Source organism: Acetivibrio saccincola, from assembly GCF_002844395.1.
GTDB lineage: Bacteria > Bacillota > Clostridia > Acetivibrionales > Acetivibrionaceae > Herbivorax > Herbivorax saccincola.
This window is the reverse complement of the sequence record NZ_CP025197.1, coordinates 325,206-344,878: the sequence shown is the minus strand read 5'-3', so window position 1 is coordinate 344,878 and position 19,673 is coordinate 325,206. Positions and strand designations below refer to the sequence as shown.

General features: G+C 36.9%; 15 protein-coding genes and 1 tRNA gene. 12 read left to right on the top strand and 4 right to left on the bottom strand.

Annotated features, from left to right (window positions below; translation table 11 throughout):
• Window positions 1-226 precede the first annotated feature (226 nt).
• From rsxC to HVS_RS01640, 7 genes are all read left to right on the top strand, one after another.
• A complete protein-coding gene (gene rsxC / locus HVS_RS01670) occupies window positions 227-1,540 on the top strand; it encodes an electron transport complex subunit RsxC (RefSeq protein ID WP_101298724.1) in 1,314 nt (437 codons plus the stop codon).
• Window position 1,541: 1 nt separating this feature from the next.
• Entirely contained in the window at window positions 1,542-2,555 is a 1,014-nt protein-coding gene (locus HVS_RS01665; RefSeq protein WP_101298723.1) for an RnfABCDGE type electron transport complex subunit D, read from the top strand.
• Entirely contained in the window at window positions 2,548-3,123 is a 576-nt protein-coding gene (locus HVS_RS01660) for an RnfABCDGE type electron transport complex subunit G (RefSeq protein ID WP_101298722.1), read from the top strand. The genes HVS_RS01665 and HVS_RS01660 overlap by 8 nt, the downstream gene beginning before the upstream one ends.
• Before the next feature lies 1 nt (window position 3,124).
• Window positions 3,125-3,802: an electron transport complex subunit RsxE gene (rsxE, locus tag HVS_RS01655; RefSeq protein ID WP_101298721.1), complete on the top strand. Its 678-nt coding sequence runs from the start codon at window positions 3,125-3,127 to the stop codon at window positions 3,800-3,802.
• Window positions 3,802-4,377 carry an electron transport complex subunit RsxA gene (rsxA, locus tag HVS_RS01650; protein WP_101298720.1) on the top strand — a complete coding sequence of 192 codons (576 nt, stop codon included), beginning with the start codon at window positions 3,802-3,804 and terminating at the stop codon, window positions 4,375-4,377. Before rsxE ends, rsxA begins: the two co-directional genes overlap by 1 nt.
• A 139-nt stretch (window positions 4,378-4,516) precedes the next feature.
• Window positions 4,517-5,317 (top strand): RnfABCDGE type electron transport complex subunit B, encoded by an 801-nt coding sequence (locus tag HVS_RS01645; protein ID WP_101298719.1) that lies wholly within the window; start codon window positions 4,517-4,519, stop codon window positions 5,315-5,317.
• A gap of 256 nt (window positions 5,318-5,573) precedes the next feature.
• Entirely contained in the window at window positions 5,574-5,852 is a 279-nt protein-coding gene (locus HVS_RS01640) for a hypothetical protein (protein WP_101298718.1), read from the top strand.
• A 217-nt stretch (window positions 5,853-6,069) separates the two neighbouring features.
• Here the strand turns inward: HVS_RS01640 and HVS_RS01635 are convergent, their stop codons facing one another.
• The 3 genes from HVS_RS01635 to mgtE all read right to left on the bottom strand — a co-directional run bounded on the left by HVS_RS01635 (window position 6,070) and on the right by mgtE (window position 11,624).
• On the bottom strand, window positions 6,070-9,372 hold the full coding sequence (locus HVS_RS01635; protein WP_242971635.1) for a DUF5702 domain-containing protein: 3,303 nt from the start codon (window positions 9,370-9,372) through the stop codon (window positions 6,070-6,072).
• Window positions 9,373-9,747: 375 nt separating this feature from the next.
• A complete protein-coding gene (gene tadA, locus HVS_RS01630; protein WP_101298716.1) occupies window positions 9,748-10,212 on the bottom strand; it encodes a tRNA adenosine(34) deaminase TadA in 465 nt (154 codons plus the stop codon).
• A 77-nt stretch (window positions 10,213-10,289) separates the two neighbouring features.
• Window positions 10,290-11,624, bottom strand: a complete 1,335-nt coding sequence (gene mgtE / locus HVS_RS01625) for a magnesium transporter (RefSeq protein WP_101298715.1) — start codon at window positions 11,622-11,624, stop codon at window positions 10,290-10,292.
• Between the two features lie 524 nt (window positions 11,625-12,148).
• Here mgtE and HVS_RS01620 point away from each other — a divergent pair.
• The 4 genes from HVS_RS01620 (at window position 12,149) to HVS_RS01605 (ending at window position 15,856) form a co-directional block, all read left to right on the top strand.
• Window positions 12,149-13,120, top strand: a complete 972-nt coding sequence (locus tag HVS_RS01620; RefSeq protein WP_101298714.1) for a metal ABC transporter solute-binding protein, Zn/Mn family — start codon at window positions 12,149-12,151, stop codon at window positions 13,118-13,120.
• Between the two features lie 112 nt (window positions 13,121-13,232).
• Window positions 13,233-14,033: a metal ABC transporter ATP-binding protein gene (locus tag HVS_RS01615; RefSeq protein ID WP_101298713.1), complete on the top strand. Its 801-nt coding sequence runs from the start codon at window positions 13,233-13,235 to the stop codon at window positions 14,031-14,033.
• The gene (locus tag HVS_RS01610) at window positions 14,030-14,950 is read left to right on the top strand and encodes a metal ABC transporter permease (protein ID WP_101298712.1); all 921 of its coding nucleotides are present in this window, start codon (window positions 14,030-14,032) and stop codon (window positions 14,948-14,950) included. Before HVS_RS01615 ends, HVS_RS01610 begins: the two co-directional genes overlap by 4 nt.
• A gap of 18 nt (window positions 14,951-14,968) precedes the next feature.
• Entirely contained in the window at window positions 14,969-15,856 is an 888-nt protein-coding gene (locus HVS_RS01605; protein ID WP_101298711.1) for a metal ABC transporter permease, read from the top strand.
• 13 nt (window positions 15,857-15,869) lie between these two features.
• Here the strand turns inward: HVS_RS01605 and HVS_RS01600 are convergent.
• Window positions 15,870-15,945: transfer RNA gene (locus tag HVS_RS01600), tRNA-Arg, on the bottom strand.
• Between the two features lie 138 nt (window positions 15,946-16,083).
• Between HVS_RS01600 and HVS_RS01595 the strand changes: the two genes are divergently transcribed.
• A complete protein-coding gene (locus tag HVS_RS01595; RefSeq protein ID WP_101298710.1) occupies window positions 16,084-19,503 on the top strand; it encodes a fibronectin type III domain-containing protein in 3,420 nt (1,139 codons plus the stop codon).
• Window positions 19,504-19,673: the final 170 nt, after the last annotated feature.

Below are 19,673 nucleotides of genomic sequence, written 5' to 3'. Positions count from 1 at the left end.
AACTAAATATAAGTTTGACTTGTAGCAAAGTAATAATTATAATTAAAAAAGAGTAATAATTAAAAAGTAATGCTTATAAAGAGTTCTTTTTTTAGGTTATTTTTAAGACACATGATTTCCCACGGCAATTGTTTTGTACTTCTACACATATAGAAATTTAAATATTTTTAATATTTATATATATTTTTGCAATTTATAAATTTGAAAATTTAATGGGGTTGTTTATATGTTTAAGAGGTTTTTTAAAGGGGGAGTGGCAGTGCCCTATGAGAAAAACACTGCCAATTGTGAAACAATTAAAATGGATGTGCCAAAGAAAGTTATAATTCCAATGCTACAGCATATAGGAGCTCCATGTAAACCATGTGTTGCAAAAGGAGATGTGGTGAAAGTGGGGCAGGTGATAGGGGATAGTGATGAATTTATATCAGCTCCTGTTCATTCCAGTGTTTCCGGAACGGTAACCAGTGTGGAGCCATTACTTTACCCCGGAGGTGTCTTTGTCAACTCTGTAGTAATAGAAACTGATGGAAAACAAGAAATTTTTGAAAAAATTGCACCTCCCAGAATTTCCAACACAAAGGATTTCATAAAAGCTATAAGAGAGTCAGGACTTGTCGGTCTTGGCGGTGCAGGATTTCCTGCCCATGTAAAGCTTTCCGTGCCTCCAGGTAAAAAGATAGACACTTTAATAATCAATGCTGCAGAATGTGAACCGTATATTACTTCAGACTACAGGGAAATAATTGAAAATTCATGGAATGTTATTGGCGGTATCAATACAGTTATGGAATTTCTAAATATAGAAAAAGTTATTATAGGAATTGAAGATAACAAGCCTGAAGCCATCCATGAAATGACAAAAGTAGCAGATACCAGTGACAGGATAAGTGTAATGAAATTAAAGTCACGGTATCCCCAAGGGGCTGAGAAGATGCTTATTTATGCCACTACCGGAAGAAAAGTTCCGCCAGGAAAACTTCCGGCAGATGTGGGCGTAATAGTTATGAATGTAAACAGTGTTTCTTTTGTAGCAGAGTATGCAAAAACCGGTATGCCCCTTATTAAAAAAAGAGTTACAATTGACGGGGGTGCGGTGAATAAGCCTTGTAATGTGGAGGTTCCCATTGGTACTTCCCTTAAAGACGTATTTGATTTTTGCGGCGGCTTCAAAGAAACGCCTAAAAAGGTTTTGATGGGTGGACCAATGATGGGAATTGCCCAGTTTTCCCTTGAAACCTCTGTTGTAAAGCATACCAATGCATTGCTAGCCTTTACTGAAGAGGAGTCAAATCTTCCGCCGGAAGGTCCTTGTATAAGGTGCGGAAGGTGTGTAAGGGCATGTCCTATGAACTTATTACCTCTTAAATTAAGCAAAAGTTCATTAAGGGAAAATATTGAAGAATTAAATAAATATCATGTAAACGATTGTATTGAATGTGGAAGCTGTTCTTATGTCTGTCCGTCTAAAATACATTTAGTCCAGTCAATAAGACTTGGGAAAGCACAGATCAGGGCAGCTATGAAAGGAGGAAAGTAATATGGAGAACAGATTTGTGGTATCTTCCTCGCCTCATATAAGAGATAGCGTAAATACCAGAAGGATTATGCTAGATGTAATAATTGCCCTTCTGCCGGCCTCTGTAGCAGGGATTTATTTTTTTGGATTAAGGGCATTAGCTGTTATTTTAGTTACCGTTTCATCATGTATAATATCAGAATATTTAGCCAGGAAGGCTATGAAAAGAAATTGTACAATCGGGGATTTAAGTGCAGTGGTAACAGGTCTTTTACTTGCATTAAACCTTCCTCCTACCATACCTTTTTGGATAGCTGCCATAGGAGGAGTTGTTGCTATAGTAGTAGTAAAGCAAATGTTTGGCGGTTTAGGCCAGAATTTTATGAACCCGGCTTTGGCGGCAAGGGTGGTTTTGCTTGTGGCGTATACAGAGCAGATGACTAATTGGGTAAATCCAAGAGGCGTTGATGCAATTTCCACTGCAACGCCTTTAGAAGTTTTAAAAAGTAGTTTAGTGGAGACGGCTGTAGACGCTGCAGGTAGTGCAACACCAGCGGCTGAGGTTGCTTTGCAGGCTGCAGAGATGCCCACATACCTTCAGCTGTTTTTAGGCCAGGTTGGGGGATGTATTGGAGAGACATCGGCCCTGGCTTTACTTTTAGGGGCTTTATACCTTTTAGCAAGAAGGGTTATAGGACTGCAAATTCCACTAACCTTTATTGGAACTACCGCATTGTTTACATGGATTTTTGGGGGGTCAACCCTGTTTACAGGGGATTTTTTATACCATATACTTGCAGGGGGCTTGATTCTGGGAGCTTTTTATATGGCAACTGATTATGCAACATGCCCTGTAACAAATAAAGGACGTATTATAATGGGTATAGGCTGTGGAATTCTCACAGGAATTATAAGGCTTTACACAAATTATCCTGAGGGAGTTTCTTTTGCAATAATTTTTATGAATGTAGTTGTGCCCCTTATTGACAGGTTTTTGGTTCCAAAAAGCTTTGGAGGTGGAAAAAAAGTTGCGTGATATAATTAAGTCTGGATTAATTCTGTGTGTTATAAGTCTCACGGTTGCGCTGACTCTTGCTTTTACCTATTCAGCCACCAAAGATACCATTGAACTTAGGAAGTTGGAAAAAGCAGAAGAAGCAAGAGGTTTGGTTATGTCCTATGCAGAGAGTTTTGAAAAAGTGGAAAATTTAGATCTTTCATCAAGCATGGTAAAAGCAGTTTATAATGGTATTGCTGACGGCAACGTAGTGGGAAGAGTTTTTGAAGTTGAAGGAAGCGGTTATGGGGGACCAATACAGATAACCGTTGGAATAGATAATGAAGGACGTATAACAGGTATAAACATAGGTGACAATACTGAAACACCGGGACTTGGGCAAAAAATTACCAGGGAAGATTTTTTAAATCAATTTAAAGGTATTTCATCTGAGAAATCTTTAAAGGCGGTTAAAAATCCTTCTGATAAGGAAGAGGAAATTCACATTGCAAGCGGGGCAACTGTTTCCTCCGAAGCTGTTGTTGATGCCGTTCAGGCTGCAATGGATTTGAACCGGGAGATTATTAGTGGTAAGGGGGATTTATAGTATGAGTGGTAAAAATACCAGTATTAAAAATATTTTTACAAATGGTTTAATAAAAGAAAATCCTGTTTTTAAGCTGGTGCTGGGCACATGTCCTACTTTGGCAGTAACTACTTCAGCAAAGAACGGAATTGGAATGGGACTTACAGCTACAGCAGTTTTAATTCTTTCTAATGCGGCTATTTCCCTTACAAGAAAGCTGATACCGGATAAAATCAGGATTCCGGCATACATCACAATAATTGCAGGAATTGTAACTTTAGTCCAGTTTGTTCTACAGGCATATTTTCCGGAAATAGATAAAGCGTTGGGAATATTTATACCTCTTATAGTTGTAAACTGTATTATTCTGGCCCGGGCAGAGGCTTTTGCCGGCAAAAACGGGGTAATTGCATCTATGGCTGACGGTTTGGGTATGGGGCTAGGTTTTACACTGGCACTATTGATAATAGGTTCTATAAGGGAACTTCTTGGAAACGGAACATGGTTTGATTATGAAATTACAGCGAATATTTTTCCACCGGCTTCAATAATGGTGTTGGCACCAGGAGGTTTTTTAACTTTTGGAATAATTATCGGGATTATAAATAAAATTTCTGCATCCAGGATAGAAAACAAGGGATGTTCTGCATGTCCCATGCCTTGTGATCTAGCTTCCGGTGAAAGGGAGGTTCAAGGATAATGAAGGAGATATTAATAATTGTTTTAAGTGCTGTATTGGTTGAGAACTTTGTACTGACAAAATTTTTGGGCATATGTCCATTTATTGGCGTTTCAAAAAGGCTTAATACTGCCATTGGTATGGGTGGGGCAGTAATTTTTGTATTGACGTTGTCATCTGCCATAACAAAACTGGTGTATGATCTTTTACTAGAGCCCTATGGTCTTGAATACCTAAACACCATTGCATTTATACTGATTATTGCATCTTTGGTTCAGTTTGTTGAAGCTGTGTTGAAAAAGGTTTTTCCACCACTGTATAAAGCTCTTGGAATATACCTTCCTCTTATAACCACTAACTGTGCAGTACTAGGTGCGGCTCTTATGGGAATAGAAAGAGGGTATAATCTTGGGGTTACAGTGCTCTTTGGATTTGGAGCAGGATTAGGTTTTACCCTTGCCCTTGTGCTTTTTGCCGGAATTAGAGAGAAACTTGAAGAAAACGACATACCTGAATCTCTAAAAGGTTTTTCAATATCACTTATAGCAGCGGCTTTAGTTTCATTAGCCTTTTTTGGATTCCAGGGATTGTTTTAGCTAAGATTTTTGAAGGTTTATATTTTAAAGATTTATATTTTAAAGGCGTATTTTAAAAACTTATAAGGTTTATTTTAAAGATTTCTTTTAGTTTTGTTTTTACAAGACAGAAGTTGAATTTATAAGGGGTTGTTGAAGTATGGTTGAAAATTTGATTATATCTGCTTCGGTGGTAGGAGGTCTTGGACTTCTGTTTGGACTTGGACTATCAGTTGCATCAAAAGTTTTTGAAGTTAAAGTTGATGAAAGAGTTGCGAAAGTAAGGGAACTGCTTCCGGGGGCTAACTGTGGTGCCTGTGGGCAGTCAGGATGTGATGCCTATGCAGAGTGCCTTGTGGAGGGAAAATGCGACATAAACAGCTGTCCTGTAGGAGGGGAAGAGCTTGTAAAGCAGTTAGGAGAAATACTTGGTGTAGAAGCTGCCCCCACTACAGCAAGGACGGCAAGGGTTAAATGTTCCGGGAAGTATGAAAACTGTAAGCAAAAATTTGATTACTCAGGTGTTGAAGATTGTATTGCAGCCGCAAATTTGTACGGTGGACCGTCTGCATGTACCTATGGCTGTGTAGGTCTTGGGAATTGTGTCAGGGCATGTCCTTTTGATGCAATAGTTATAATTGACGGTCTTGCAAAAGTCATTGAGTCTAAGTGCAAAGCTTGTGAAAAATGTGTTGCAGCATGTCCTAAAGGTATAATAGAGATGGTTCCAAAGTGCAATGAATATACCGTGGCATGTAAAAGTTTGGATAAGGGAGCCGTTGTAAGAAAAAATTGCAGTGTAGGCTGTATAGGGTGCAGGAAATGTGCAAAAGTTTGCCCTGTTGATGCAATAACATTTGAAGGAACACTGGCTAAGATAAATCCTGATGTTTGCACCAACTGCGGTGAGTGCATGAAGGCTTGTCCTGTAAATGCTATAAAATTATACAAATGTCAATAAAAATAGGGGGCAGGGTTTGGGACGGAAAAAAATATTCAAAAAAATTTTAATTTTTTTGAATAAATAACCCTGTTTTGGGTCAATACTATAAATGACCTCACAAAATACATTTTGACCCCCTTTACATGGTTAGTTTCTTCTTGACAGAAACTAACCCTTTTTTTATTCTTTTTTATATAGATAATTTACTATACCAAATTAGTATAATAATTTAAAATTGAAAAATTGAAAAATTATTTACAATATATATATATGTATGTTATTTAAAAGTTTTACTAAAACAATTTTTATTAGTTTATTTTCAGTACTATTACTGAGTAATTTAGTTTTTGCAGATTTTGAATACGCTAAAAAATTGATTGAAAATCAATCTTTAGACTTGTCACTAGAAAGTGAAGAAATTAAGAATTTGACAGATATTAGATTTATAGATAAGAGAGACAACCTTAATAGCCATTTGCTTAGAACAGTTGAGAATTTGAAAATTAACACAAAAAGTGCTATTAAATTGCTTCCAGGAGTCCTGATGGCTTAGTCACTATTTCCCATGACTTTGGTCACTTTTTTTCGTGACCTTAGCCACTGTTTTTTTAAAAAACATGACTTTAGTCACTATTTAACCATGACTAAAGTCATGTTTTTGCACAATTTAGTTCTTAGCTTCAGATTCATATACAAAAAGAATAATTTGCCGTCTCACCTGCACTAAAATTGGGCTCTTGAATTTAAACTGCCGCAAAATACCCGTTATATCAATAACCCTTATACAGAGGAATGGTAAACTCTATCCTGCTTTCTTTATTTCTTCTATATTCTTCAGGCATAAAAGGCTGGGTCATAAAAAGATATTTTATTGAAACAGTGGCCTCTACCCTTATATATGTACTGCAATTAGACATGCTGAAACTAACATCCCCTGTTTCCTTCCTCATATTCATCTCAATTAAATCTGCAATTCTCTTTAATTTTTTCTCGCCACTTTCAAAAAGCAGAAGCAGCCTTAAATAGTCACTGTAATTCATTGAAACCAAAGAGGCCTTTAAATTTGTCTCCATCTTTCCCTTAGATAAATTGACACCACCGGCACCTTTTCCTATGGTTCCCGGGCTATTTCCTATGGAATCTATAATTTCATTTACTTTTTCTTTTCCTTCCATTGCTGCTTTTGAAATAACTTCATTAAATTTCTCTTTCAAACGGTTAAGACTTTCTTGTATCATTCCTTTTATCTCTTCTTTTATTTTTTCCTTTGTATTTTCTATGGTATTAAAAATCAAACTGTTAACCATCAAACTTGTCTCTTCAACTGTAAAACTTCCTATAGTCTCTCCCTTTGAAATCAACATTTTCAGTTCTTTCACCGCATCTTCCACTTTCATTCCTTTAAATACCTGAAACTCCTCACATCCATGGAAAAGTTCGGTAAAATCAGCACCCATAATTATATCTTTACTTAGGTCAAAATCCCCTAAAGTGCTGTTTTTAAAAATACTAATTTTATTGTTTAACAAACTCTCAACATGATTTCCAATGCTATTTATAATATTACCTACTTCCCCCTCTAATTTCACATTAATACTCTGTTCTAAATCTTTGAAAATATTTTCCGCTGAATGCATACCTTCCCTTATTGGATTTTCTATATGTATGAAAGCTTTATCTACAAGGGCATCTACCTTTGACAGTATATAATCTTCTAAAACATCTCCTGCATTTCCTACATACCCGGCTACCATACCTTCCGCCTGGCTAATTAGATATCCTGATACTTCCTTTGCCTTCTTTTTTGCTTCTTTTTCAAAAATTTCCCTGATTTTAGTTCCCATGTTTTTAGGATCGGTTATCCATGTGTTGCGGGTTTTGAATATAGGTATACTTTCCCCTCTCATTAATAAACTCACATCAAACATAGACTCTGCCATTGCCCATCCCATCATAATCAGTGTGTGAACAATGGGAACTCCTATTGCAGTCCAACCTGCCACAGCAGTTGCTGTTTTTAACGCTGCATTTACCTTTTGCGGATCTGTATATATTGCTATTGCATTTAGTGCAAACCTTATAAGTGTTATCTGGGCTTTGACTCCTAAAATGTTTATGGATTCTTCCTCTGAACCTATTAGTATATATTCTACATCTGCATTGTTTGCATCAAAGAAAGCAGGTCTTTCTTTCATAAGTCTCCCACGTAAATCATAGTCCTTTTCTGGGTTTGTGGTGTAATTCAAAAAATTTCCCATTATATATTCATTTATATACATGTCGTCCCTGACTTTTGTTACACCATCTACAAATAATTCTGCCATTTTGGAAAATAAAGAAAGTGCTTTCTTTACTGAGCCGGACTTTGAAAAAGACATACTGCCTGCGTCAAAATCCTCCAAACCTTTGCCGCCACTATAAAGAATATCATTACTGTACTCGCTGCTGGTATACTCCATTTCTTCCATTATTTTTAGTATTCCCTCAATGATTTTTTCATCATTTTCTATAACGTCAATGTCAGTAGGTCTGTATCCTTCTTTAGACGGGGCATCCTTTGGAATTTCCTTTAAATTCTCTTCTATTTTATTTTCATCATCTTCTACCCCGCCGCTTTTAACAAATTCATTGAAAAAATCCCTGGGGTCTTCTTCATCATCTGACTTTTCAGAAATGGCACCTTTGTCCACATAATAGTCTATGGCATTGCCATTTTCCATACCTTTATAACTTTTTATTTGTTCTTTTACAAACCCTGTATTTAACTTTTCCTTTACTTCATTTAAACCAGGTACCCTGCCGGAAAAATCATCTAAAGTAAGCTTATCCGCCTTACTTTCTTCTATATTCTTCTTAATGCTTTCAAGTATGGACAAATTATGCTTAACCTCATCTATTTTAGGGTTTATATCCTCTGCAGATATTGTTTCTTTTTTGCTTCCTAAATCCATTCTTGTAAAATCGGAAAATTCATTCACTTCTCCTTCAAGTTCTTCATTTATACTGTCAATTTTTTTAACTGTTCTTACAGACTTATCCCTCACAGTTTCAAGGGAAGATACCGTATCTTTTGCTGTATCTATAAATTTTTTCAGATTGTTTAGTATTTTATTATTTATTTCACTTATTTTGCTTCTTTTGCTGTTTAACTCTTCCTTCTTGGTATTTAGCTTGCTTTCTTTTTCTTCTTTTTCTGCTATTTTGTCCTTAATGCCCTCCTGAAGTTCATTTACTTTCTCTCCAAGCAGGCGTATTCTCTCTTCTTCTGCTGAAGTATCAGGAGGGGTCTTATCTTCTGCAAGGGCCTCCAGCATCTTTTGCATTAATTCCGTTTCTATTTCCATTATTTCATCTTGATATTTTTCGATTTCATCAGTAACACTTTTAAGATCATCATCCAGCTCTTCAATTTCTTTTTCCAGCTCTGTACAGTCTTTTTCTAAACTTATTGCATCTGCAACATGCTCTGCCAGTTCTTCATACTTAGAAGAAACATCCAAATCCCTTCCAAAGCTGTTTACAGTTGCCATATTGTCAGAAGCCTTTATTTGATGTTTCTTTATATCTGTAAGATCTTCGTCAACATCTATTTTCTTTTCCAGAATATCTGTCTGTTTTTTAAAATCACCAAATATTTTAAATTTATCCATAAGACCTGTGGCCAATGCCTTTGGTCCCCTGTATTTCATATATTCTAATATTTGAGCCCGCAAAACCTCTGGCTCTGATAAATTGTACACAGGCTGGACTTTTAAATCCTCCACCCTGTAATCATATAAATCCAGAGGTGGTATTTCTTCCTTTCCCCCAAATCCGAAAAAATCCAGGAAGGAGGCTTCCTCTTCATCTTCAATGCCCCTTACCATTAAATTTCTTTCAAAATAATACAAAATCCCGTCCTTTAACACTTCCGGGTCGCTATCAGACAGAGCCATAAGTCCATAAAGCTCCTTTAATTTGTAATTGTAATTGGCAAGAGCAGATTTTGAAGAACTGTCTAAAGCACTTTCCACCTGGGTTTTAGAAAAATTAAGCCTTGTACCGTCCACCAACACGCCCGCTAATACAATCATGACCAGCAAAACTATACACAAAAAAATGGATATTGCGCCTTCATTCCTTTTAATAAATTTCATTTAAACCAGTCCTTTGTTATGTAGTTTTCTTATTATATGGTTTTCATTATGTAATTTTCTTTAACCTTAGCTTTTTGCTTTTTTGCTGCCTGATTTGAATTAATGCGTTTTTTGAATTAATACTTTTATTGCTTTTTTAGCTTTTTTCTTTTGCTGTTGGTGTTAGAAAAATTCCGGATACTTTGTTTCAGATTTTTAAAGACTTTCTTAAAAAAGAACAGAACTTTTATAGAGAATAACATTATAGACCATAATATTATTATACATATTATAGAAAATAAAATCAAGTGTTCAGGTTTTATGTAAGCTCATTTATCCTTTGCGCAGTTTTTTAAAAAAATCTTTAAGGATACCTGAACACTCTTCACTTAAAATTCCATAGGTTACTTCAACTTTGTGATTAAACCCGGGAACTCTTAATAAATCCACAACTGAACCTGCTGCCCCTGATTTAGCATCCAAAGCGCCTATAAAAAGCCTCCCTATCCTTGACTGGATTATAGCTCCTGCACACATTGGGCAGGGCTCTAGAGTTACATACATATCACAGTTATTGAGCCTCCATGTGTCAAGTTTTTTACAAGCCTTCTTTATCGCAGATATTTCAGCATGGGCTGTAGGGTCTTTTTTTAACTCTTTTTCATTGTGCCCCTTAGATATTATTACGCCATCCTTTACTATAACAGCACCTATGGGGCATTCTCCCTTGTTATAAGCTTTTTTTGCTTCCTTCAGTGCCTCATTCATAAACCGGTGCTGCGTTGCTTCTTCATACATAAGGTATGTATCCCCTCCGTTCCTGTTTTTATAAAACGGTTTTATCCCGTATACCCTGCACTTTTTTCCTGCTGTTTCTAAGAAACCAGAAGCAGCGATGCAATTGTAAAAAATATAATAAGGGCTATTGAGTCCACCATAGTTGTTATAAGAGGACTTGCCATTATCGCAGGGTCAAGCTTTAACTTTTTTGCACAAAGGGGCAAAATGCCGCCCAGCATTTTAGCCACAAGAATAGTTGCCATAAGTGTTAGTGTAACGGTTAAAGCTACTCCAAAAGGCCTTCCGGATATAAAATATATTCTTGTAAAATTCAAAACAGCAAGTATAGGACCCACGGTAACACCTATACGGATTTCTTTCCATATTACCTTAAGTAAATCCTTAAAATTCACTTCACCTAAAACAATACTTCTTATTACTACGGTAGATGCCTGTGCCCCTGCATTTCCTCCTGTATCCATAAGTAAAGGTATAAAGGCAGAAAGACCAAATAGTTTTAATTTGTCGTCAAAGCTCACTATTATAAATTCAGTGAGTGTTGCTGAAATCATTAGAAATATAAGCCATACTATTCTTTTACGTGCAAGCTTGAATATTCCTGCAGTTATATATTCTTCGTCTGTGGGCTCCACCGCACCCAGCTTATAAATATCCTCTGTAGCCTCTTCTTCAATTACATCCACTATGTCGTCAACTGTAATTATACCTACAAGCCTGTGTTCATTGTCAACTACCGGCAGTGCAAGTAAATCATACCTCTTAAACAAATCTGCTATATCTTCCTGGTCGTCATGGGTATTGACACACATGGGTTTTTTCTTCATTATGTCTCCCACTTTAACTTCCCCGTCAGCCAAAACCAGATCTTTTAAAGAAATGGTACCTTCTAAATGCCTCTCTGCATCTGTAACGTAGCAGGTATAAATGGTCTCTTTGTCAGGTGCATTTTTCCTAACACTTTCAAGGGCTTCCTTAATGGTCATTTCCTTCTTTAAGTCTACAAACTCAATTGTCATCAGGCTTCCAGCAGAATAATCAGGATACATCAAAAACTGGTTTATTAATTTCCGCTCAACTTCACTTGTATTCTTAAGTATTTTTTTTACTACATTTGCAGGCATTTCTTCTAAAAGGTCAACTTTATCATCAAAAAACAAATCTTCCAAAATACTTCTAAGCTCTGATTCATTAACCAAATTAAATAGTACTGCCTGCCTTTCAGCTGAAAGATGGGCAAATACCTCTGCCGCCATACCTTTTGGCAAAAGCCTGAATATAAGCAGGGATTCTTTTTCCTCTAAAGTATCTAAAAAATCTGCTACGTCAATAGGTGGTATATTTATCAAGTCTTCTTTTAAAATAGAGTATTTTTTTTCACTTATCAGCTTTTTCTCTCTTTCAATATCCATTGTAAACACCTCTCTTACTTTCAAAAAACTAAAATTTCTAACAATAATAGACATAAAGCCATACTGTATAATACTCAAAGCTATTATATAAAGAGTATGGCACAACAATAGCAAGTAAGAAAATTTTCTGTAAACGAAAACTTTCTTTAAATCAAAGTGTTAATAATAACTTAACTGGAATTAATTAATAGTAGTATTATGCTTTAAATTGAAAATACCATACACAAATTTGGTTAAGGAAGGTTAATCACTTTTATATGAATAAAAGTGGTAGAACGTTCCTTCTATACCATGATGTTTTAATAATGCTATACTTATAAATGGGCCCAGGATCCATTTCTACCACCTCCGTTAATATAATCTTTCTTTAGAACCTGCCTTGTAATTATACTATACCCGAATTATGTTTTCAATAAAAATTTTACTTTTACAAAATGTCTATAAGTAACCCCCACCCTTAGGAATGCATATAATAGACTAAAATTTTGTTAATCTACTTTGCATATTAAAAGGGGGATGGACAAATGAAAAATGCTCTTTTGTGCATATTTGGCTCTCTTATTTTAATCACCGGCTTTTTTGGCTTGTATATTTATTTTTCCAATACAGGTAAATGCAATTCCAATAGATATGATTTTTGTCAAGGTAATGAAAGTTTAAGGGTTGTTACAACTACAACCATGCTCACAGATTTAGTTAACATTTTAGGGAAAAATATTTTAATAGTGGATGGATTAATGGGACCTGGTGTAGATCCCCACCTTTACCAGGCTACTGAAAGTGATGTAAAAAAACTTCAAGAGGCAGACGTTATTTTTTACAACGGCCTTCATTTAGAGGGTAAAATGTCTGATTTATTTGAAGAAATGTCCAAATTAAATATACCAACATATGCAGTTACCAATGCCATAGACACTTCAAAGCTCCTTACTCCAGAGGAAGGTCTTGAAAAAAATTATGACCCCCATATATGGTCTGATGTCCGGCTGTGGAAAGAAGTTGTGGAGTTTGTCAAAGAAAAGCTTATGGCATTAGACCCTGAAAATGCAGAAATTTATGCCGATAATGCCGATAGTTACTTAAAAGAACTGGATGAACTGCAGGAATACATAGAGAAGAAGCTTTTGGAAGTTCCAAAAGAAAAAAGAATTTTAATAACAGCCCATGACGCATTTGCTTACTTTGGCAATGCATACGATTTCACAGTCATTGGCCTTCAGGGAATCAGCACAGAGACAGAAGCAGGAATTTTAGATGTAAAAAACTTAGCAGAATTTATACTGCAGCATAAAGTACCTGCAATATTTGTTGAGACATCGGTTCAAACCCGCCACATTGAGGCACTTCAGGAAGCTGTTTTGTCAAGAGGGTTCAATGTAAAAATAGGGGGAAAACTCTTTTCAGACTCCCTGGGAGACCCTGATGAAGCAGAAGGGACATACACAGGAATGATAAAACACAATGTTGATACCATTGTAGATGCCCTGAAACAGTAGAGCATAATAAATAAAACATATTAAATAAACCGTATAAAACAGCAAATTAACTTAAATTAGTATAAAAAATCAAAATAACATATAAAAAATAAAATATTAAGAGGTAGTAATCATGTGTAAAAAAGTATTAGAAGTAAATTCACTTACCGCAGCATACGGTGATAAACCTGTGCTGTGGGATATAAATATAGATGTACCTGAAGGTATTATAATGGGAATTATAGGTCCTAACGGGGCCGGTAAAAGTACCTTTATAAAGTCTTTGCTGGGTCTTATAAAACCTGTGGCAGGAAGGGTAAAAATATACGGCAAACCCTACAAGAGTGTAAGGAAAAAAGTTGCATATGTTCCTCAAAGGGAAAGTGTGGACTGGGATTTTCCCACAACAGTACTTGATGTGGTTACAATGGGGCTTTATGGCAGTATTGGCTGGATTAAAAGACCCGGTAAAAAAGAAAAACAGCTGGCATTAAATGCATTGGGGAAACTTGGCATGAAGGAGTACTGCAACAGACAAATAAGCAAATTATCAGGAGGACAGCAGCAGCGTACTTTTTTGGCACGGGCTTTGGTGCAGGATGCTGACCTCTACCTGATGGATGAACCATTTCAAGGGGTGGACGCCCTCACTGAAAAAGCAATAATAAATCTTATTAAAGAGCTAAAAAATAAAGGAAAAACAATTATAGCCGTCCACCACAATTTAGAAACCGTTGTTGAGTATTTTGACTGGGTAATGATGTTAAATGTAAAGTGTATTGCATTAGGTCCCTGTAAAGAAGTGTTTACAGAAGAAAACCTGGCTGAAACTTACAGCTCCCCTGAAATCCCCTGTCAAAACATCATAATAGAGAATGAAAAAAGCATCTATAAAAGCACCAAAAGCGCCCTATTAAGGGGTGAAAAAATATGATTGGATATCTGCTTTCAATATTTCAGGATTATACGTTGAGGACTGTTTTATTGGGCTCCGGAATACTAGGAATTACCTCAGGCATCTTAGGAACATTTACACTTTTAAGAAAACAAAGCCTTTTAGGAGATGCCGTTTCACACTCTGCCCTTCCTGGTATAGCTATTGCATTTTTACTTACTAAAAGCTCTTCTCCTGTTGTGCTTTTATCAGGTGCTTTAATTTCCGGGTGGGTTTCCTCTTTATGCATGATGTTTATTGTAAAATATTCCAAAATAAAATACGACGGGGCTCTTGGAATTGTATTGTCTGTTTTTTTTGGTTTTGGGTTGGTAATGTTAAGTGTTGTACAAAAGCTCCCTAATTCCAGGCAGGCTGGGCTGAATAAATTTTTATTTGGCCAGGCTGCGACCCTCCTTAAAGAAGACATTATTACAATGGGCATTTTAAGTGGCATAGCCCTTATCATAACCTTTGTCTTCTGGAAAGAGTTTAAACTCCTTGTATTTAACCCTGAGTTTGGCTATACCATTGGCCTTCCTATGAAAAAAATAGATATCCTGCTCACTTGCCTTATAGTTGTGGCAATAGTTACAGGTCTTCAAACGGTAGGAGTTGTGCTGATGAGTGCCATGCTCATTGCACCTGCCTCTGCCGGCAGGCAGTGGACTGACAGGCTGGAAATAATGGCTGCACTTGCAGGGTTTTTTGGGGCGGTATCAGGCATAACAGGGACATTAATAAGCAGCAAAACCCCTAATATGCCCACAGGTCCGGTAATTGTTCTTATTAGTTTTGCACTGTTTGCATTTTCCCTTTTATTTGCACCTAAAAGGGGTATAATAAGCAGACTTATTTCTGCTCACAAAAATAATCTGACTTTTAAAAATAATTTGAAAACTACAATCAGAAGGTAAAGTTAGAAGGTGATTTATATGATTAGCCCTCAGTTTGAAATTCAATTAATAGCTGTTGTTACAAGTCTTGCCTGCACATTGGCAGGCACTTTTTTAGTGCTTAGGAAAATGGCAATGATGAGTGACGCCATAAGCCATTCTATTTTAGCAGGAATTGCAATTGCCTTTTTGTATACAAAAGATATCCACTCCCCTCTTCTTATAGTAGCAGCCACCGCCACAGGATTAGTTACGGTCTTTTTAGTTGAAATTTTGAAAAATACAAATCTAGTTTCTGAAGATTCCGCCATAGGTCTTGTTTTTACTTCACTTTTCAGTGTTGGTGTAATTATCATTTCAAAATATGCCCGGAATGTCCACCTTGATACAGATGCAGTTTTGCTTGGTGAAATTGCCTTTGCCCCCTTTAGAAGGTTTTATATTGGAAATATTGATTTAGGACCAAAATCCCTTTACATCATGACAGCTATACTTATCGTTAACATTTTGTTTATCTCTCTTTTTTATAAAGAATTAAAAATATCAGCCTTTGACCCGGGGCTTGCCTTTGTATTGGGATTTAGCCCGGGCATAGTCCACTATGGGCTTATGACGGTTGTTTCTATAACTGCCATCGGGGCATTCGATACAGTGGGCTCAATACTTGTAGTGGCTCTTATGGTTGTACCCCCGCTAACAGCGTATCTTTTAACGGATAAACTAAAGTTTATGATACTAATAAGTGCCATACTGGGTATACTTTCAGGTATTTTAGGCTACCAGGCTGCACATCTTCTGGACGTTTCAATTTCCGGCTCTATGGCAACTGTTTCTGGCATAATGTTTTTCCTTGCATTTATTATTTCTCCTCAAAAGGGAATTATAGCGGCTTTCAGGCAGTATAAAAAAGTAAAAACCTCCTCATAAATTGAGGAGGTTCTGGTACGCCCGAGACGATTCGAACGTCCGAATGCAGGTTTAGGAAACCTGTGCCTTATCCACTTGGCCACGGGCGCATAACTAAATAATCATTTTTGTATCATTTCTGAAACATAAATATTTTAACATGTGAAAATAAAAAAATCAATAGTTATTATTTTTTTGATTGAATATATCGATAAAAGAATAGAGGTCTTTAATATGGAGGGTACTTTATGAAGAAAAAAATGTTTTCTGTAATTATTTTGCTTATATGTATTTTTGCCATATCCAATGTGAATGCCTCTTTGGGCTTAAGAGCAAAGCCTGCTGCCCTAAACTCTGATACCCAGATTAATATTAGCTGGGATTCAGTGGCAGATGCATCTTATTATAAGGTATATAGAAAAGAGTACACAGGCGATGATAATAACGATGATAATGATGAAGGTTATGTGCTGCTTTCAATTATCAATGTGGATAAAGAAAAAAATTATTTGTATTTTGTTGATACCGGGCTTTTGCCTAAAACTAAATACAAATATAAAGTTGAGGCAGTAAAAATAAACCCTCAAGATGAAGAGGAAATTATAAAATCTGAAACATGTACCGCTGAAACCAAAGAAATGCAGGCACCTTCCATTGTGTCATGGAACCTGGATTTAAATAACAAGATAATAAATTTAAAGTGGATTAATAATTCCCTTGCTACCAAATACACTGCCATATACAATGAAGCGGGGGAAGAAATGGCGTATTTAGAAGGGGACGGGACTTCCGTAAGCTTTTTTGACCCTTCCATAACACCGGGGACAACAAATAAATATACAATTACCTCTTTTGCCATTGTTATTGAAGAACAGGACCCGGCGGACGACTCTGATGACGACCTGGCAGACGAACCTGGAGACAACTCCGGTAGCGGGCTGGCGGACGGCTCCGGTGATGACTCCGGTGGTGGCTCCGGCGGCGATACTGGTGATGACTCAGGTGACGGCACTGGAGATAGCTCCGGCGGCGGCTCCGGTGACGACACTGGTGATAACTCAGGTGACGACACAGGTGATAGCTCCGGTGATGAATCTGATGACGACTCTGCAGGAGATTCTGCAGACATTAACGGAAAAAAGGCTTCATCAAACTTTGAAATAACTCCCATTAAACTTCCGAGCATCACAGCAAAATTGGACAAAGGCTATGTTTTAATTTTCTGGGAAAAACACCCTCAAATACAGCAGTTTAAATTAGAAAGAGCCAAATACATGGATGAATTCTGGGGAAACTGGGAAGTTGTGGGCGTAGAGTTAAAAGAAGATACTACATCAATAAAAGACAGGATTTCGGATAATGGTATATACAGGTACAGACTTAAAATAGATACTGAAAATTATACAGGGGTTAGTAATATTTCCAAACCAATAACCAACATTACTTCACCTTCAAATTTACAGTGTGTGCCTGTAAGTCCCGGAAGGATTGACCTTAGCTGGACCAATCCTCCTTTGGGGGATTTTACCATGCTGGTACAGCGGAAAGATTCCGGCAGTTCAAGCTACAAAACCATAGCCCAGGTGGACAGCAATATAACCTCCTATTCTGACACAAAGGATATTGAAACAGGTAAAACCTATTATTATAGAATTACTGCCATAGACAGCAGCGGAAATACATATTCAACCCGGGAATACAAAATATCTGCTGATGTACCTGATTCACCTAAATACCTTACCATTGATATAAATTCTCCTACAAGCTTTACTTTAAACTGGAATGATAATTCAAATAATGAATCAGGCTTTATTATTGAAAGAAGGACAGGCAATGGAAGCTTTGCTGAAATAGCAACTGTGTCTGCAAACACCACATATTATACAGACAGTACTGTTACTTCAAGTTCAAGCTATACATACAGGGTCACTGCCTTTAATCCCTTTGGAAAAGCCCGCTCTTACACTAATGAGGTGGCAGCATCCGCTTCCCTTTTAATGGAGCCGCCTGTATCTCTTATTGTAACCCCTGTATCTTCAAGGCAAATTGATCTGTCCTGGACATATGCTGACTATTCAAATCACGGCACCGTCATTGAAAGAAAGAGAGGCAAAGACGGTGACTGGCAGATAGTGGATATATTGGACACCGGTTTTAGCAGTTACAGCGATACAAATCTTAGTTCTGATACAGAATATTTTTACAGGGTTAAGGCAGTAATCGGTGAAAATGTGTTTTCAAGACCTTACCCCAGGGAAGAGGCTGAAAACGGAGTTTATACAAAGCTATTGACCCCAAAAGATTTAAAAGCAACCTGGCAGTCTTCCGGAATAATTAAGCTGGAGTGGTCAGGTATTTTGTCCTTTGACAGTGAGCTTATAATAGAGAGAAAAACTGAAAATTCAAATTTTGTACCCATTGAAACCATATCTCCTTATGATTTAAAATGGTATGATACCGAAGTGGAAAATGACAGAAACTATACATACAGGGTTAAGTCAGTCAACTCATACAATTCTTCAGATTATTCAAATGAAGCTTCTGTTGAGCCTTTAACCCTACCTGTACCTGAAAATTTTATAGTGGTGGTATTATCAGGGTCTGAAGTTGTTATTGAATGGGAATATGATGAGGATAGGGAGATATCCGGTTTTAAGCTTGAAAGAAGAACAGACCCGGATGGCAGATGGAGGGAAGTGGCTTCTTTGGGTAATAAGGTAAGAAGCTACAGAATAAAAGATTTAGATCCTGATGAAGTTTATTATTTCAGAATCGGGGCATACCACTCTTCCATGAATTTAAAATCATATACCCAGCCTGTTAAAGTGCTTATAAATACAGTTAAACCCCCATCTGACCTGATTGTAACCCATATACGGGACAATCAATACCTTCTTGAATGGAAGGACAATTCAGAGAAGGAAGAGGGATTTATTATAGAAAGAAGACATGGCAGCAAAGACTTTGTTGAAATAGGCCGTGTAACGGAAAACACCCGGAATTTTACTGACTCGGGTCTTGAATTTAACTCAATATACTACTACAGGGTACGGGCATACAACTCAAATGTACAGTCAGCTCACACCAATACAGTTGCGGTAAGAACCATACTTAAAAAGACATTTGGTGATTTAGACTCCGTCCCCTGGGCCAAGACTGCCATAAATTCTCTATTAGGTATGGGAATAGTAAAGGGAAGGTCAGAAGAAATTTTTGCACCAAATGATAATATAACCCGTGCTGAATTTATAAGCCTTGTGGTAAAGACCTTTGAGCTTGACAGAATACCTATAGGGACTTTTTCAGATGTACGACCTGAACACTGGTATTACAGGGATGTAATGATTGCCCAAAACATGGGGATTGTATCTGGTGTAGGCAACAACTATTTTCATCCCAACCGACCCATAAAAAGAGAAGACATGGCTGTAATACTTGCCAGAACATTAAGAATTACAGGAAACCCTCTTCCTCATAAAGATACTTCAATACTGGAGAAATTTTCAGACAGTCATTTAATATCCGACTATGCCCTTTCAAGCCTTGCGGTAACTCACGGCGCAGGGATAATAAACGGTAAAGGCAGCGGTATCCTGGCACCAAAGGATTTTGCAACCAGGGCGGAAGCCGTGGTAATGCTCTACAATATTCTATTTAAACTGGATTAAATTAATTTAGGCTCTCCTTGTACTTTGAAAATTTATTTTTATACTAAAGCCGCCAAACCCGTCTCCTTCTTTGTTGCTATTATTTTATTATAATTCCTGAGAAAGGAAAACACATCAATTAACAAATTGCTCCTTGGTAAATATGATACAATAGGTTATAATATTTTGTA

What these genes read in the sequence shown, in the direction of transcription:
- rsxC (WP_101298724.1), top strand. Translation starts at nt 227, where the DNA reads ATGTTTAAGAGGTTTTTTAAAGGGGGAGTGGCAGTGCCCTATGAGAAA.
- HVS_RS01665 (WP_101298723.1), top strand. Translation starts at nt 1,542, where the DNA reads ATGGAGAACAGATTTGTGGTATCTTCCTCGCCTCATATAAGAGATAGC.
- rsxE (WP_101298721.1), top strand. Translation starts at nt 3,125, where the DNA reads ATGAGTGGTAAAAATACCAGTATTAAAAATATTTTTACAAATGGTTTA.
- rsxA (WP_101298720.1), top strand. Translation starts at nt 3,802, where the DNA reads ATGAAGGAGATATTAATAATTGTTTTAAGTGCTGTATTGGTTGAGAAC.
- HVS_RS01645 (WP_101298719.1), top strand. Translation starts at nt 4,517, where the DNA reads ATGGTTGAAAATTTGATTATATCTGCTTCGGTGGTAGGAGGTCTTGGA.
- HVS_RS01640 (WP_101298718.1), top strand. Translation starts at nt 5,574, where the DNA reads ATGTTATTTAAAAGTTTTACTAAAACAATTTTTATTAGTTTATTTTCA.
- HVS_RS01635 (WP_242971635.1), bottom strand. Translation starts at nt 9,372, where the DNA reads ATGATTGTATTAGCGGGCGTGTTGGTGGACGGTACAAGGCTTAATTTT.
- tadA (WP_101298716.1), bottom strand. Translation starts at nt 10,212, where the DNA reads ATGTATGAAGAAGCAACGCAGCACCGGTTTATGAATGAGGCACTGAAG.
- mgtE (WP_101298715.1), bottom strand. Translation starts at nt 11,624, where the DNA reads ATGGATATTGAAAGAGAGAAAAAGCTGATAAGTGAAAAAAAATACTCT.
- HVS_RS01620 (WP_101298714.1), top strand. Translation starts at nt 12,149, where the DNA reads ATGAAAAATGCTCTTTTGTGCATATTTGGCTCTCTTATTTTAATCACC.
- HVS_RS01615 (WP_101298713.1), top strand. Translation starts at nt 13,233, where the DNA reads ATGTGTAAAAAAGTATTAGAAGTAAATTCACTTACCGCAGCATACGGT.
- HVS_RS01610 (WP_101298712.1), top strand. Translation starts at nt 14,030, where the DNA reads ATGATTGGATATCTGCTTTCAATATTTCAGGATTATACGTTGAGGACT.
- HVS_RS01605 (WP_101298711.1), top strand. Translation starts at nt 14,969, where the DNA reads ATGATTAGCCCTCAGTTTGAAATTCAATTAATAGCTGTTGTTACAAGT.
- HVS_RS01595 (WP_101298710.1), top strand. Translation starts at nt 16,084, where the DNA reads ATGAAGAAAAAAATGTTTTCTGTAATTATTTTGCTTATATGTATTTTT.